Origin of the sequence: Streptomyces sp. NBC_00028, assembly GCF_045041065.1 — a bacterium.
Lineage (GTDB): Bacteria > Actinomycetota > Actinomycetes > Streptomycetales > Streptomycetaceae > Streptomyces.
In genome coordinates this window covers 1950032-1964251 of sequence record NZ_CP108293.1, presented here as the reverse complement: position 1 = coordinate 1964251, position 14220 = coordinate 1950032, and the positions used below count along the sequence as shown (strand labels likewise).

Here is a 14220-nt window from a genome sequence, read left to right as displayed (position 1 = left end):
GACGGGTCGTCACCGGGCATGATGCGCCAGTCCGAGTGTGCCGTGGGGGAGCGTCATGGGCAGGGTCTTCATCAGCTATCACGCCGACGACGGCGCCGACACGGCCCATCGCCTCGTCGAGGCCCTGCGCACGGCCGGGTACGAGGACTGCTTCGCCTACGCGCTGCCCGGCCACGGCATCACCGCCTCCTACCCCTGGCGCGACGAACTGCGACGGAACCTGCTGGCCGCGGAGGCGCTCGTGGTGGTCACCACGGAGGGTTCCGCCGCCGAGTGGTGCGTCTGGGAGGTCTCCGTCTTCCGCGAGCGCAAACCCATGGCGCCCGTCGTGGAGTGCCGGGTCGACGGGGCCGCGGGCCGGGCCCTCATCGACACCCTCCAGGCACTCAAGGTCGAGCCGGACGACCCTCGGTCCATGGCGGACGCCGAACGCGCGATCCTGAAGCGGCTCGACGAGGGCGGAGTCTCCCGCACAGCCGCCCTGACCGCGATCTTCCCCGGACTGAACCCCTTTCAGGAGGAACACGCCCGGGTCTTCTTCGGCCGCGACGAGGACATCGACGCGCTCAGCCGACCGCTGCTGGGCCGTCGCCGCAACGGCGCCCTGGCCGTCATCGGGCCCTCCGGCGCGGGCAAGTCCTCACTGGTCCGCGCGGGCCTGGTGCCGGCCCTGCGCGGGCGCCCGCCCACCTCCGACGGGGACACCCCCTTCTGGATCGTCCTCGGCCCGGTGACCCCCGCGCGCGGGGGCCTCGCCGCCCTCGCGCACGCCATCGCCGAGGTACGCCGGGACCTCGGGCTCGACACCGACACCGGGCCCTCGGTGCTCCAGCGGTTACGGGAACGCCCCGAGGGCCTCGCCGAGACCCTCGACGGCGTCGCCGCACACGTCCCGGACGCGCGCCTCCTCGTGATCGTCGACCAGGCCGAGGAACTGCTGCTGCCCGAGGCCGACACGGACGCGGCGCTGCTCGTCGCCGCCCTGGCCGAGGCGGTACGCCGAAACACCTGGCTGGTGTACACCGTGCGGGCCGACTTCCTGGACGCGCTGATGCGGTTCGAGGCGTTCGAGCCGCTGCTGCGCGACCACCATCTCGTGAAGCCGCTCGCCCGCAGCGAACTGCCCCGGATCGTCAACGCGCCCCTGGACACACTGGGCTGGCGGCTCGACGACCAGGCCCTCGGCCTCATCCAGGAGGACGCCGCCGGAGAGGCCCTGCCGCTGCTCGCCTTCGCGCTCCAGCAGCTCTGGCAGAAGGTCAACCCGGACGGGAAACGCCCGCCCCGGGAGATCACCCGCGGCGAGTACGAGGCCTCGGGACGCGTGCAGAAGGTCCTCACGGACCAGGCCGAGGAGGCGTTCCGGCTCGCCCGGGACTTCCTCACCGACAGTGAGCGCAGCACCGTACGGGACGCCGAGCGGGCGGTGCTCAAGGCGCTGGGGCGCCTGGTGTCGGTCGACGAGTCGGGCAAGTACACCCGGCGTCCCGTGGCCCTGCGCGATCTTCCGGAGCGTGAACTGCGGCTGCTGCGGCCGTTCGTGGAGTGCCGGGTGCTGACGACGGTCCGGCATCCGGTGGAGAGCGCGCGGTCCGGCGCCGCCGGCTGGGAACGCTTCACCGAGGACGCCTTCGAGGTCGCCCACGAGAGCCTCTTCGTGCACTGGCCCCGCCTGCGCGAGAACCTGGAACGCGACCATGACGCGCTGCGCGCCCGCCGGGAGATCGAGGAGACGGCCGTCGACTGGGCCCGGTACGGGCGTCAGCCGGACCAGCTGATACCGGCCTCGCGGCTGATGCGGTTGGTGTCGGTGCTGTCCGGCCGCACGGAGGAGGCGTTCACGGCCGCGTGGCCGGAGCTGTACGGGACTTTGACCGACCTCCACTTGTCGGGCGCTGCCCTCGACCTCGTTGCGCAGTCTCTTCAGCGCACGGCGGACGACGAGGTCAGACGGGGTGAGCTGCTGGTCGAGAGCGATCCCCGGGCTGTCTTGCGCTTGTTGGCGGGGGATGGCTCGGCGCAGGGTGACCTGCTGCTGGGACTGCTGCTCTACGCGCCCGACCTCGACGGCTGGCGGCATCTGCTGCGGCGCGCGATGGCCGCCCACCCTCAACTGCGCTGCTACCGCGCGCAGGAGGCGGGCCTGTGGGGCGTGGCCTGGTCGCCGGACGACACGTTGCTCGTGACGGCTTCCAAGGACGGGTGCGTGCGGGTGCTCGACGCCGAGACCGGTCTCGTCCGGGCGACGTTCCGGCACGCCCGGGAGGCGCGCGGGGACGGGCCGGGGTGGGTGCGGTCGGTGGACTGGTCGCCGGACGGTGAGCTGATCGCGTCCGTTGCGACGGACGAGACGCTGCGGTTGTGGTCGTGGCCGGCGGGCGACGAGGTGCGGGTGGTACCGCTCGACGACCGGCCGTGGTCGGTGCGGTTCTCGCCCGACGGGCGGTACGTGCTGGTCGCGTGCGCGGACGGGACGGCGCGGGTGTGGGAGACGCGGGGGAGGGGGCGGGAGCCGGTCAGGACGTGCGTGAGCGTGGACGGGGAGGGGCGTGCGGTTCGGTTGTGGGATGCGGACATCGCTGCGGATGGGCGGGTGGCTACGGCTCGTGAGGACGGGGTGATCGACGTTCACTGGGTAGACGGGGGAGTGGAACAGGACGGGGCGCGGGGCAAGCCAATGAGGGCCGTGCGCTTCAGCCCCACACATCTCGTTTGGCTGGCCTCGGGTGGCCAGGACAATCAGGTGCGCGTGCACTTGGTGGGACCACGCTACTGGCGCACCGAACACACGCTCGGCGGTCATACGGATCAGGTCAGACGGGTGGCCTGGTCGCCCTCCGGCAACCGCCTGGCGAGTGCCGGCGCAGACGCCACCGTGCGGGTTTGGCACGCTCACGACGCCCAGGAACTCGACATGAACGTGGGTCACGCGCAAGGCGTGTGCGACGTGGCCTGGGCGCACCGAGGAGATCGACTCGCCAGCGCCTCAGACGACGGGACCGTACGGATCTGGCGGACCACTCCTGAGCGGGTGCAAGCCAACGACACCTTTGAGCCCGTGCAGCACGTGACCTGGTCGCAGGAGAGCCGCCGCCTGCTCATGCTCGTCGACGATGTCGAGAAGGACGTGGCCGGCACAGTACTCGGCTATGAGAAGGACGACGCCCGGTGGGGGACCCGCGTGTTGAAGGTGGGTGCCATGGGCGAACCGGACGCCGTGCACTGGTCCTCGGACGGCGCTCTTTGTGCCACGGTCGGCAGCGGCGGAGGGAAGGTGTCGCTCTGGAAGACACGGATGGACCCGCTTCCGAGCACCTTGGTGCGACTGCACCTCATCGCCGTACTCACCGACGCGCATGACACCGTGGCTGACGCCCGCTGGTCCGTGGACGGGGAGTGGCTGGCGGTGGTCTCGCGTGACCGGACCTGGCTGCCACGCCTCTACGACCGCGAGGGCACCCTCCGTCCGACTCCGCCGGGATGGACACGGCACGCGAGCTTCCTGAGCGCGGTCGACTGGCATCCACGGTGCACGGAGTTTGCTGTCGCCGGGCAGGACAACCTCGTCACCGTCAACACCCTTGACGCCACGGTGGCCGAGTACCGCGGCGACAAGGTCTTCACCGCCCTTGCCTGGCACCCTGAGGGCGCGGCCCTCGCCGTGGGCTGCACGGACGGCACAGTCCTCGTGCTCGATCGCGGCGAGGAGGGGCTCGTTGCCCGGCTTTCTCTGGCGGGCCACCGTCAGGAGGTGTACTCCCTCGCCTGGTCGCCCGACGGGACGCTGCTCCTTTCGGGCTCCCAGGACGCAACCGCGCAGCTGTGGGACGTGACAGCGGGAGGCCGTGTGACAGTGCTGGACCACCAGGACGCGGCGGTGCGGCAGGTGCTCTGGATGGACGGTTCGCGGCTCGTCCTCACCAGGACGGGGACCGGGGAGCTCTACTCCTGGGACATCTCCGACGCCCTCACCCGCCCCCAATGCGGCCCTGTCGCCACCGACATCGCCCCCCTCATCACCGAAGCCCGCCTCCGCTCCAGCTGACCCTCACCACCCGTACCGCTCCAACGCCTCCAGCAACACCGGCCCCCGCGTCCCCACCGGCCCTGTGGCCACCTCCGCGAACGCCATGCCGACCCGCGGAGCCGCCCCGTCGCACACCGGGTCGTCGCCCACCATCAGGCACTTCTCGGGGGCTACGCCCAGTCGGTGGGCGGCCACGCGGAAGAGCTCCAGGTCGGGCTTGGCGCGGCCCTCCTCGTACGAGAGGACGTACTGCGCGACGTACCGGTCCGAGCCGTGCCGGGCGAACGCCTCGCGGATGTCCCAGGAGATGTTGCTGAGCACCCCGACGCGCACGCCCGCGCGGGCCAGCCGTTCCAGCGCGGGAAGCGTGTCCTCGTAGGCGTGCCAGTTGGCCGCTGATCCCAGGCGGTCGTAGATCGACGCGAAGTCGGCGTCGCCGAGGCCCGCCAGCCGGAACAGGGTGCCGTAGGCGCGGTGGTTGGCCTCGGGAGAGAGGTCGCGGTCCGTCCAGTCGCGGAGTTGTGCCGGTGTCATACGGTCCACGAACTCGGCCGGGTGGCGCAGGGCGTGGACGACGCGGGCGCGCAGCTCCGGGGTCGGTGCGGCGTGCGGGGAGAAGAGCCAGTCGTGGCCCGGCAGCCGCCCGAACAGGGTTCCCGAGAAGTCGAACACCACCGCACGCAGGGCATCGTTCACGGGCCCATTCTGCCCGGCCCCACGGGTCAGATCAGCGTCAGCTGGGTCGGCTCCTGGACGTCCGGCTCGGGGACCGGCGTGATCCGGCGGGGCATACCCGTGTCCGCGGGGCCGATGCCGTACTCCCGGGCCAGTTCGTGCACTTGGCGGGTGATCCGGCGCTGGTACCACTTCGGCGCGTAGGAGCCGTCGGCGTACAGGCGCTCGTAACGGCGGACCAGGTACGGGTGGTGCTGGTCGAGCCAGGACATGAACCACTCCCGGGCGCCGGGGCGCAGATGCAGCACCAGCGGGGTCACGGAGGTCGCCCCGGCCGCCGCTATCGCGCGCACGGTGGCGCGGAGCTGGGCCGGTTCGTCGCTGAGGAACGGGATGACGGGCGCCATCAGGACGCCGCAGCCGATGCCGTGCTCGGAGAGGGTGCGTACGACGTCCAGGCGGCGTTCGGGGGCAGGGGTGCCCGGTTCCACCGTGCGCCACAGGTCCGGGTCCGTGAAGCCGACCGAGACCGAGATACCGACGTCCGTCACCGCGTGCGCCCGCTTGAGGAGGTCGAGATCGCGCAGGATCAGCGTGCCCTTGGTCAGGATCGAGAACGGGTTCGCGTGCTCGGTGAGGGCGCCGATGATGCCCGGCATCAGGCGGTAGCGGCCCTCCGCGCGCTGGTAGCAGTCGACGTTGGTGCCCATGGCGATGTGGTCGCCCTGCCAGCGGCGCGAGCCGAGCTGGTGGCGCAGCAGTTCCGGGGCGTTCACCTTGACCACGATCTGCGAGTCGAAGCCGAGGCCGGTGTCGAGGTCGAGATAGCTGTGGGTCTTGCGGGCGAAGCAGTAGACGCACGCGTGCGTGCAGCCCCGGTAGGGGTTGACGGTCCACTGGAAGGACATCCGGGAGACCGCGGGCACCCGGTTGATGATCGATCGAGCCCTGATCTCGTGGAAGGTGACGCCGGCGAACTCGGGCGTGTCGATCGTCCGGCTCGTCACCGCGTCCGCTCCGAACAGGGCGGCGTCGGCCCTGCCGTGCTCTTCGGACTCTGTGAGGTTCTCCCAGCGCATGAGGCCTCCTCGGTAGCGCCTGCCCCCACAATAGAACACATGTTCCCTTGATCGTGCCACCCCGATTTGGGCGGCCGGGGACCGGGGTGGTTGGCTTGGCCCCACCCCCGAAATCCAGGTTCTGGAGGATTCCAATGGCGCAGGTCGAGGCCACTACCGAGCGGGTCGTCGCGGCGGACGCGGAGAAGGTGTTCGACGCCCTCGCCGACTACAGCGGCACGCGGCAGAAGCTGCTGCCCGAGCACTTCAGCGAGTACGAGGTGCGCGAGGGCGGCGACGGCGAGGGCACCCTCGTCCACTGGAAGCTCCAGGCCACCAGCAAGCGCGTGCGCGACTGCCTTCTGGAGGTCAGTGAGCCGACCGACGGTGAGCTCGTCGAGAAGGACCGCAACTCCTCCATGGTCACCACCTGGCGGGTCACCCCGGCCGGCGAGGGCAAGTCCCGCGTCGTCGTGACCACCGTCTGGAACGGCGCCGGCGGCATCGGCGGCTTCTTCGAGAAGACCTTCGCGCCCAAGGGCCTCGGCCGGATCTACGACCTGGTGCTCGCCAACCTCGCCACCGAGGTCGAGAAGTAGGTCCCCCCGAGTACTTGAGTCCCGCGTAGGTAAGTCCCCCGTGTCCGGAGGGCGTTGACCCGCTCACCGGATCGAGTGGATCTCCCGACAGGGCGCCGGTCTGCCGTAACTCGTCGTGCTTGCTCGTAGTTGTCGCTTTAGGCAGCAATTGTGTGGGCGCGGCGAGGGGAGCGGACACGTGGGCGGGACCACTCTGGTGCAGGAGGACCTCCGGGACGAACCGGTCCCGGAATCCCCGCGGCTCGCCGTCCCCGATCCCGCCTCGGCCGCCGAACTCGGCCCGCGCCGGGTGCGGTTGGTCTTCGTCGGGCTGATGCTCGCGCTGCTCCTCGCCGCGCTGGAGCAGATGATCGTCGCCACCGCGCTCCCCAGAATCGTCGGCGAGCTGCACGGCCTCGACAAGATGTCCTGGGCCATCACCGCCTATCTGCTCACCTCCACGGTGGGCCTGCCGATCTACGGAAAGCTCGGCGACCTCCTCGGCCGCAAGGGCGTCTTCCAGTTCGCGATCGTCGTCTTCGTCATCGGCTCCGCCCTCGCCGGACGAGCCCAGACGATGGACCAGTTGATCGCCTTCCGCGCGGTGCAGGGCGTCGGCGCGGGCGGCCTCATGATCGGTGTGCAGGCGATCATCGCCGACATCGTGCCGCCCCGCGAGCGCGGCAGGTTCATGGGCCTCATCGGCGCCGCGTTCGGCCTCGCCTCCGTCGCGGGGCCCCTGTTGGGCGGTTACTTCACCGACCACCTCTCCTGGCGGTGGTGCTTCTACATCAACATCCCCTTCGGGCTCGTCACCCTCGCCGTCGTCACCGTCGTCCTCAAACTGCCCAAGCGGCGGACGAGGGCCCGGCTCGACATCCTCGGCGCGCTGCTCCTCGCCGCGGCGTCCACCTGCCTGGTGCTGCTGACCAGTTGGGGCGGCACCGAGTACGCCTGGGACTCCCGCGTCATCCTGGGACTCGCCGCGGGCGCGGTGGCAGCCACCGTCCTCTTCCTCGTCGCCGAGCACTTCGCGCCCGAACCCCTCATCCCGCTGCGGTTGTTCAGGGACTCCGTCTTCAACGTCACCGCGCTGGTCGGCCTGGTGATCGGCGTCGCCCTCTTCGGGGCCGCGAGCTATCTGCCGACCTTCCTGCAGATGGTCGACGGGGCGAGCGCCACCGAGTCGGGGCTGCTGATGCTGCCCATGATGGGCGGCATCGTCGGCGCCTCCGTCATCGCCGGCCAACTCATCAGCCACACCGGCCGGTACAAGCTCTGGCCGGTCCTCGGCGGCGCGCTCTCCGTCCTCGGCATGTGGCTGCTGTCCCGGCTTGAGGTCGACACGCCCCGGCTGCACTACAGCGTCTGGATGGCCGTCCTCGGCGCCGGCATCGGCATGGTGATGCCGGTGCTCGTCCTCGCCGTGCAGAACTCCGTGCGCCCCGCCGACCTCGGCACGGCGACCAGCGCCAACAACTACTTCCGGCAGATCGGCGGTTCGGTCGGCGCGGCGATCTTCGGCACGCTCTTCGCCGACCGGCTCTCCGACTCCCTCGCGAAGCGGCTGCCCCCGGCAGCGGGGCTGCCCGACGCCGAGTCCATCACACCGCAGCTCGTCCACGCGCTGCCGCCCCAGCTGCGCGAGGCGTACATCCGCGCGTACGCCGACGCCATGCCGCGGATCTTCCTCTACCTCGTGCCGGTCCTCGTCGTCGGACTGCTCATCGCCTTCTTCCTCAAGGAGAAACCACTGGTGTCCCACCACACCGCCGAAACCGAGCCCGCCCCCCTGAACACGCCGATCCCGCAGGCCCGTTCGTCGTACGCCGCCGGAATCCCCGTGTGCGGCACGGTGCAGCACCCCGACGGAACCGTCGTCCCGCGCGCGGCGCTCACGCTGATCGACGTCGCCGGTCAGCAGATCGGCCGGGGGGCGAGCGGCGAGGACGGGCGGTACGCGCTGTCGACACCGGGTTCGGGGGCGTACGTCCTGATCGCCGCGGCGGGCGGACACCAGCCGCAGGCCGTCTCCGTGACCGTCGGTGAGCGGCCCGTCGAACTCGACGTGGTCCTCGGCGGCGCCGGGCGCCTCGCCGGGAGCGTGGTGACCGCGGACGGCACGACCGTGCGGGACGCCACCGTCACCCTCACCAATGTGCACGGAGAGGTCGTCGCCAGCACGCGCAGCGGGCGCGAGGGCGGGTACGTGATGAGCGAACTCGTCGCCGGTGAGTACACCCTCGCCGCCAGCGCCCCCGCCTTCCGCCCGGCCGCGCTCCCCGTCACCGTCCAGGCCGCCCGGGAGACCCGCCAGGACATCGAGCTCGCCGGCGGGGCCGTGCTGCGCGGGACGGTACGGGCGAGCGGCGGCCGTCCCGTCGAGGACGCGCGCGTGACGCTCCTGGACGCCGCGGGCAACGTCGTGGACACCCTCACCACAGGACCGGACGGAACGTTCCGGTTCGTCGACCTGTCCTCCGGCGAGTACACGGTCATCGCCGCGGGCTACCCCCCGGTCGCCACCGTCCTCCAGATGGCGGGCGGCGGCCGCACGGAACGGGATCTGCAACTGGGGCACGAGGACTGAGCAGAGGCCACGCGAAGAGCCGGACGGAGGCCACGGAAAAAAGCCGGACGCCGGCGTGGGCAACCCGTCAGTAACCCCACAGGGCCCCCAACCGGCGGTTTCCGCCCCGGGAGGGGAGCGCGAGGGGGCGCGCGGTGTTCGGTGCGGCGGGGTCAATTCCCGTATTGCCGCACATCACCACCTGGCGCAGCCGTACGGTGGAACGGTCGGCACAGATCTTTGCGGAGCCGTGGGAGAGAGGGCCTGGGCCATGGACCGTGGCAGTGCGAGGGACACACCTCCCAGCCGCGGAGCTGGGACCGGAGCGGTGGAGACCGCCGCGGCCGGTCGCATCCCGCTGGCCGTGGTCGTGGTGGACCGCGGCGGCCTCGTGTCCCACTGGAGCCGCGGCGCCCGACGGCTGTTCGGCGCCGCGAAGGAAGAGGCCCTCGGCCGCCCCGCGGTCGACCTGCTGCCGGTTTCCGGAGCCCTGCCCGACGAGGAAGACACCGTGCCCTACGGGGCCTACACCGACCACGACGGGCTCGGACCCGACCTGGAGTCCTCCCTCGACGGCAGGCTCTTCTACCCGGCCGCGGGCCGCGCCCGGCTCACGGTCGCCGAGCAGGGCAGGGCCGACGTGCTGTGGTGGGCCTACCCCCTCATCGGCCCCGGCGACGAGCGGCTGCTGGTGCTGGCCGCCGACGCGGACGCCCTGAAGTCCGACGACCCCGACGACCTGGTGGCCGTGGAACGCATCGCCCCGGCCTTCGCGCTGCACACCGACTTCCCCGGCGCCGAGGAACTGGCCCGCAGGCTCCCCGAGATCCTGCCCAGCATGAGCGTCGAGGAAGGCGCCCGGATCGTCGCCCAGATTCTGGAACTGGGCTATCCCGTCCTGGAGTTCAGCCAGAACGACCGGGTGCCCGTCACCCCCGACTGGGGTGTCCCGCGGCGCGCCGAGCGCAAGGCGCGCCGGGAGCGGGCCGCCTGTGCCGCGGCCGACGGGCTGCCGCTCCCGCGGGACATCGCGGCGGACGACGGCGAGGACCTCGAGTACGCCGCCGTGCGCGAGCGCCTGGAGTTCCTCAACGAGGTCAGCGGACGCATCGGCACCTCTCTCGACCTGTCGCGCACCATCGTCGAGGTCAGCCGCGCCGTCGTGCCCCGCTTCACGGATGTCGCCGGCACCTATCTGCGCGAACAGGTCGTCGCCGGAGAGGGGTTCCCCGAGGGTGTCCCGGACACCACCACCATGTGGCACCGGGTCGCCCTGGAGCACACCGACGAACCCGGCCGCTGGGACGACGTCGTTCCGGTCGGCGAGGCCATGCCGTTCCCCGCGCACACCCCGTTCTTCCAGTGCATGACCAGCGGTCAGCCCGTCCTCGTGCCGCGCATCAGCGAGCAGATGGGGCACATGATCGCCTCGCAGTTCGAGAAGCGCGACATCAGGCCGCTGATCACCGGCCGGTCGATGCTGGTCGTACCCCTCAAGGCCCGCAATGTGGTCCTCGGCTTCATGATCCTGCTGCGGCACCCGGAGCGCGTCGAGTTCAACGACATGGACCGGGTCACCGGCGCCGAACTCGCCGCCCGCGCAGGCCTCGTGCTGGACAACGCGCGCATGTACACGTACCAGGAGTCCGTCGCCGAGACCCTCCAGGACAGCATGCTGCCGCACATCCCGCCGCGCATGGCGGGCTGCGACATCGCCACCCGCTATCTGCCCGGCACCCTGCTCGGACGCGTCGGCGGTGACTGGTTCGACTCGGTGAAGCTGCCGGGTGCCCGTACCGCCCTCGTCGTCGGCGACGTCATGGGGCACGGCCTCAACTCGGCCGCGATGATGGGCCAGTTGCGTACGGCTGTGCAGACCATGGCCGCCATGGACCTGCCGCCCGCCCAACTGCTGCGCAACCTCGACGACCTCGCCCAGCGGCTCGGCGACACCTACCTGGCGACCTGTCTGTACGCCGTGTACGACCCGATCGCCGGCGAGGTGCAGATCGCCAACGCGGGCCACATCCCACCGGTGATCGTGCACGCCGAGGACGGCCGCAGTGAGCTCCTCGACCTGCCCACGGGCGCACCCATCGGCGTCGGCGGGGTGCCTTTCGAGGCGGTACGGGTGCCGGTGCGGCCCGGCGACCGGCTGGTGATGTGCACCGACGGACTGGTCGAGGTGCGCGGCGAGGACATCGGCGTGGGACTGGCCACGCTGTGCGAGTCCGCCGCCCACCCCGCCGCGTCCATGGACGACGCCTGCGACACCATCATCCGCGCCCTCAACACCCGAGGCGGCCGCAAGGACGACGTCGCGCTTCTGATGGCCCGCCTCAACGGCATCGAGCCGGAGGACGTCGCCGAGTGGCGGCTCGCCCTCGATCCGATCGAGGTCGGCCGGGCGCGGGCCACCGTGCGGGAACAACTGCACGAGTGGGGGCTGGGGCGGCTGGCCGACACCACCGCACTCATGGTGAGCGAGCTCGTCACCAACGCCGTACGGCATTCGCACAGCCGCCCTCTCCTGCTGCGTCTCGTGCGGGGCGAGACGCTGTTGTGCGAGGTGGAGGACGACGACCACGAGCTGCCGACGCTGCTCAACGCCGGTCCCGGTGACGAGTTCGGGCGAGGGCTGCGGATCGTCAGCACCCTGGCGCGGGAGTGGGGCACGAGCCGGACCAACGCGGGCAAGACCGTCTGGTTCGAACTGACGTTGCCGCGACGGTGACGGCCCTCCGGGGCGCGCGGGGCGCCCGGGGGCGTGCACGGCTCGTACGAGGAGTGAAGGAATGCGCTCGGCGCTTGTAGCCGTGACCAGGGCGCGATAGACCGTACTGGCCCGTCAGGCGCGGCGGGTCGCCTTCGCATCCTGGGGAGTTGGGCATGAGCGTGACGAGTCGGTACCGGGAGGCCTGGGAGGGCTTCTGGCGGGAGGCACCCGAGGAACCGGGGGCGGTGTTCTGGGACGCGGAGCCCGCGCTCACGGTCGGCCTCCATCTCGCCCTGTTCGAGCCCCAGTTGACCGACCCCGGGCTGCCCCTGGTCGACCTGGGCTGTGGCAACGGCACCCAGACCCGCTTTCTCGCCGACCGCTTCCCGCACGTCCTCGGCGTCGACCTGTCCGAGGCCGCCGTGGAGCACGCCCGGCACGCAGACCCCGCGGGACAGGCCGGCTACCGGGTGCTCGACGCCGCCGAGAAGGGGGAGGCGGAGTCGCTGCACGCGGAACTCGGTGACGCCAACGTCTATGTGCGGGGCGTACTGCACCAGTGCGAGCCCGACGACCGGCAGCCGTTCGTCGACGGCCTCGCCGCGCTTCTCGGCGAGCGCGGCCGGGCCTTCCTCGTCGAACTCTCCGAGTCCGCCAAGCCGGTCCTGCTGGGCCTGGCCCAGAGCCCCACGGGACCGCCGCCCAAACTCGCCCCGATCTTCCGACACGGCATCGCCCCCGGCGAGGTCTCGGACGCGGCGGTCCCGGAGTATCTGCGGGCGGCCGGCCTCACGGTCCTGGCCAATGGCGAACTCCCGCTCACCACAACGGAGTACACACCCGACGGAGCCCGGATCGAGCTGCCGTCGAAGTGGCAGGTAGTGGGCCGAACACCCTGACGAAAGCCCCGCCCCGGCCCGGGGATGAACCGCCCGCGGGCCGGGACGGGGGAGGTGCAGACGTCCGCCCGGGGCCGGGGTGGGTGGCCGGTGGCACTGCTCGGGGTGTAGTGGTGTTCGGCGGGGTCGGTGTGGTGCGGTGGGGGTGACCGGGCCTGGGGGTGTTGTTGTGTTCGGCGGAGCCGGTGGGGCGTGGGCCCCGGGCCTCGCGGCGTGCGCCGGGGGCGGTGGGGCGCGGCCGGGGGAGGACCGGGCCCGGGGTCCGATGGGGGGCGGGCCGTTACATGTTGATCATGTGGCCGGCCAGGCCGTGGATCGCCTCCTTGACCGCCTCGCTCAGGGTCGGGTGGGCGTGGACGTTGCGGGCGACCTCGTGGACGGTGAGGTCCCACTGCTGGGCCAGGGTGAGTTCGGGGAGGAGTTCGGTGACGTCGGGGCCGATCAAGTGGCCGCCGATCAGTTCGCCGTACTTGGCGTCGCTGATGAGCTTGACGAAGCCGGTGGTGTCACCGAGGCCGTGGGACTTGCCGTTCGCGGTGAACGGGAACTTGGCGACCTTGACGTCGTAGCCCAGCTCGCGGGCCTGCGCCTCGGTGTAGCCGAAGCTGGCGATCTGGGGCTGGCAGAAGGTGGCGCGCGGGATCATGGCGTAGTTCAGTTCCATGGTCTCCGCGTCGGCGAGGGTCTCCGCGGCGATGATGCCCATGGCCTCCGCGGTGTGCGCGAGCATCAGCTTGGCGGTGACGTCACCGATGGCGTACAGGTGCGGCACGGAGGTGCGGCAGCGCCCGTCGACGTTGATCGCGCCGCGCTCGGTGAGGGCGACGCCGGTGTTCTCCAGGCCGTAGCCGGAGATGTTCGGGGCGAAGCCGATGGCCTGGAGCACCTTGTCGGCCTCAAGGACCTGCTGCGCGCCGTCCTTGCCGGTGACGGTGACGCGGACCTGGGGGCCGGACTCGTCGATGGCGTCGACGCGGGTGGAGGTGAGGACGTCGATGCCCAGCTTGCGGTACTGGCGGGCGAGCTCGGCGGAGACCTCGGCGTCCTCCAGGGGAGCCATGCGGTCGAGGAACTCGACGATCGTGACCTTCACGCCGTAGTTGTGCAGGACGTAGGCGAACTCGATGCCGATGGCGCCGGCACCCGCGATGACGATCGACTGCGGGAGGTCGTCGGCGAGGATCTGCTCCTCGAAGGTCACCACGCGCGCGCTGCGCTTGGTGCCGGGCAGCAGCTTGGGGGTGGCGCCGGTGGCGATGATGCAGTGCTCGAAGCCGATGGTCCGGGTGTCGCCCTCGTAGCCGGTGACCTGGAGGGTGTGCGGGTCGAGGAAGGTGCCGCGGCCGTCCAGCTCGGTGATCTTGTTCTTCTTCATCAGGTAGTGGACGCCCTTGACCCGCCCGTCGGCGACCTTGCGGCTGCGGCGGAAGGCCTCGCCGTAGTCGAAGGAGACCTCCCCGTCGACCTTGATGCCGAAGGTCTTCGCCTCGTGGGTGAACAGGTGCGCCAGCTCGGCGTTGCGCAGCAGGGCCTTGGTGGGGATGCAGCCCACGTTCAGACAGACGCCGCCCCAGTACTTCTCCTCGACGACCGCGACCCGCTTGCCCAGCTGGGCGGCCCGGACGGCGGCGACATAGCCGCCGGGTCCGGCGCCGAGTACGACAACATCGAATCGTTCGTCCTGCTCGACCATCGGTC

General features: G+C 71.3%; 8 protein-coding genes. 5 read left to right on the top strand and 3 right to left on the bottom strand.

Features of this window, described 5'->3' with window-relative positions; all coding sequences use genetic code 11:
• The first annotated feature begins 55 nt into the window (after window positions 1–55).
• On the top strand, window positions 56–4045 hold the full coding sequence (locus OG885_RS08605; RefSeq protein WP_405728513.1) for an AAA family ATPase: 3990 nt from the start codon (window positions 56–58) through the stop codon (window positions 4043–4045).
• A gap of 3 nt (window positions 4046–4048) precedes the next feature.
• Here OG885_RS08605 and OG885_RS08600 read toward each other — a convergent pair whose 3' ends face one another.
• A complete protein-coding gene (locus tag OG885_RS08600) occupies window positions 4049–4723 on the bottom strand; it encodes an HAD family hydrolase (RefSeq protein WP_405728510.1) in 675 nt (224 codons plus the stop codon).
• A gap of 26 nt (window positions 4724–4749) precedes the next feature.
• Complete coding sequence (locus OG885_RS08595) at window positions 4750–5781, bottom strand: Rv2578c family radical SAM protein (RefSeq protein ID WP_405728507.1); 1032 nt, start codon at window positions 5779–5781, stop codon at window positions 4750–4752.
• Between the two features lie 134 nt (window positions 5782–5915).
• Here OG885_RS08595 and OG885_RS08590 point away from each other — a divergent pair, with 134 nt between their 5' ends.
• The 4 genes from OG885_RS08590 (at window position 5916) to OG885_RS08575 (ending at window position 12522) form a co-directional block, all read left to right on the top strand.
• Window positions 5916–6359 (top strand): SRPBCC family protein, encoded by a 444-nt coding sequence (locus OG885_RS08590; protein WP_329332887.1) that lies wholly within the window; start codon window positions 5916–5918, stop codon window positions 6357–6359.
• 178 nt (window positions 6360–6537) lie between these two features.
• The gene (locus tag OG885_RS08585) at window positions 6538–8928 is read left to right on the top strand and encodes an MFS transporter (protein ID WP_405728504.1); all 2391 of its coding nucleotides are present in this window, start codon (window positions 6538–6540) and stop codon (window positions 8926–8928) included.
• A gap of 250 nt (window positions 8929–9178) precedes the next feature.
• Window positions 9179–11641, top strand: a complete 2463-nt coding sequence (locus OG885_RS08580; RefSeq protein WP_405728501.1) for a SpoIIE family protein phosphatase — start codon at window positions 9179–9181, stop codon at window positions 11639–11641.
• Between the two features lie 155 nt (window positions 11642–11796).
• Window positions 11797–12522 carry a class I SAM-dependent methyltransferase gene (locus OG885_RS08575; protein ID WP_405728498.1) on the top strand — a complete coding sequence of 242 codons (726 nt, stop codon included), beginning with the start codon at window positions 11797–11799 and terminating at the stop codon, window positions 12520–12522.
• A 280-nt stretch (window positions 12523–12802) separates the two neighbouring features.
• Here OG885_RS08575 and lpdA read toward each other — a convergent pair whose 3' ends face one another.
• On the bottom strand, window positions 12803–14215 hold the full coding sequence (gene lpdA / locus OG885_RS08570; protein ID WP_405728495.1) for a dihydrolipoyl dehydrogenase: 1413 nt from the start codon (window positions 14213–14215) through the stop codon (window positions 12803–12805).
• Between the last annotated feature and the right edge of the window lie 5 nt (window positions 14216–14220).

Coding starts and splice junctions, on each gene's coding strand:
- OG885_RS08605 (WP_405728513.1), top strand. CDS start 56: ATGGGCAGGGTCTTCATCAGCTATCACGCCGACGACGGCGCCGACACG.
- OG885_RS08595 (WP_405728507.1), bottom strand. CDS start 5,781: ATGCGCTGGGAGAACCTCACAGAGTCCGAAGAGCACGGCAGGGCCGAC.
- OG885_RS08590 (WP_329332887.1), top strand. CDS start 5,916: ATGGCGCAGGTCGAGGCCACTACCGAGCGGGTCGTCGCGGCGGACGCG.
- OG885_RS08580 (WP_405728501.1), top strand. CDS start 9,179: ATGGACCGTGGCAGTGCGAGGGACACACCTCCCAGCCGCGGAGCTGGG.
- OG885_RS08575 (WP_405728498.1), top strand. CDS start 11,797: ATGAGCGTGACGAGTCGGTACCGGGAGGCCTGGGAGGGCTTCTGGCGG.
- lpdA (WP_405728495.1), bottom strand. CDS start 14,215: ATGGTCGAGCAGGACGAACGATTCGATGTTGTCGTACTCGGCGCCGGA.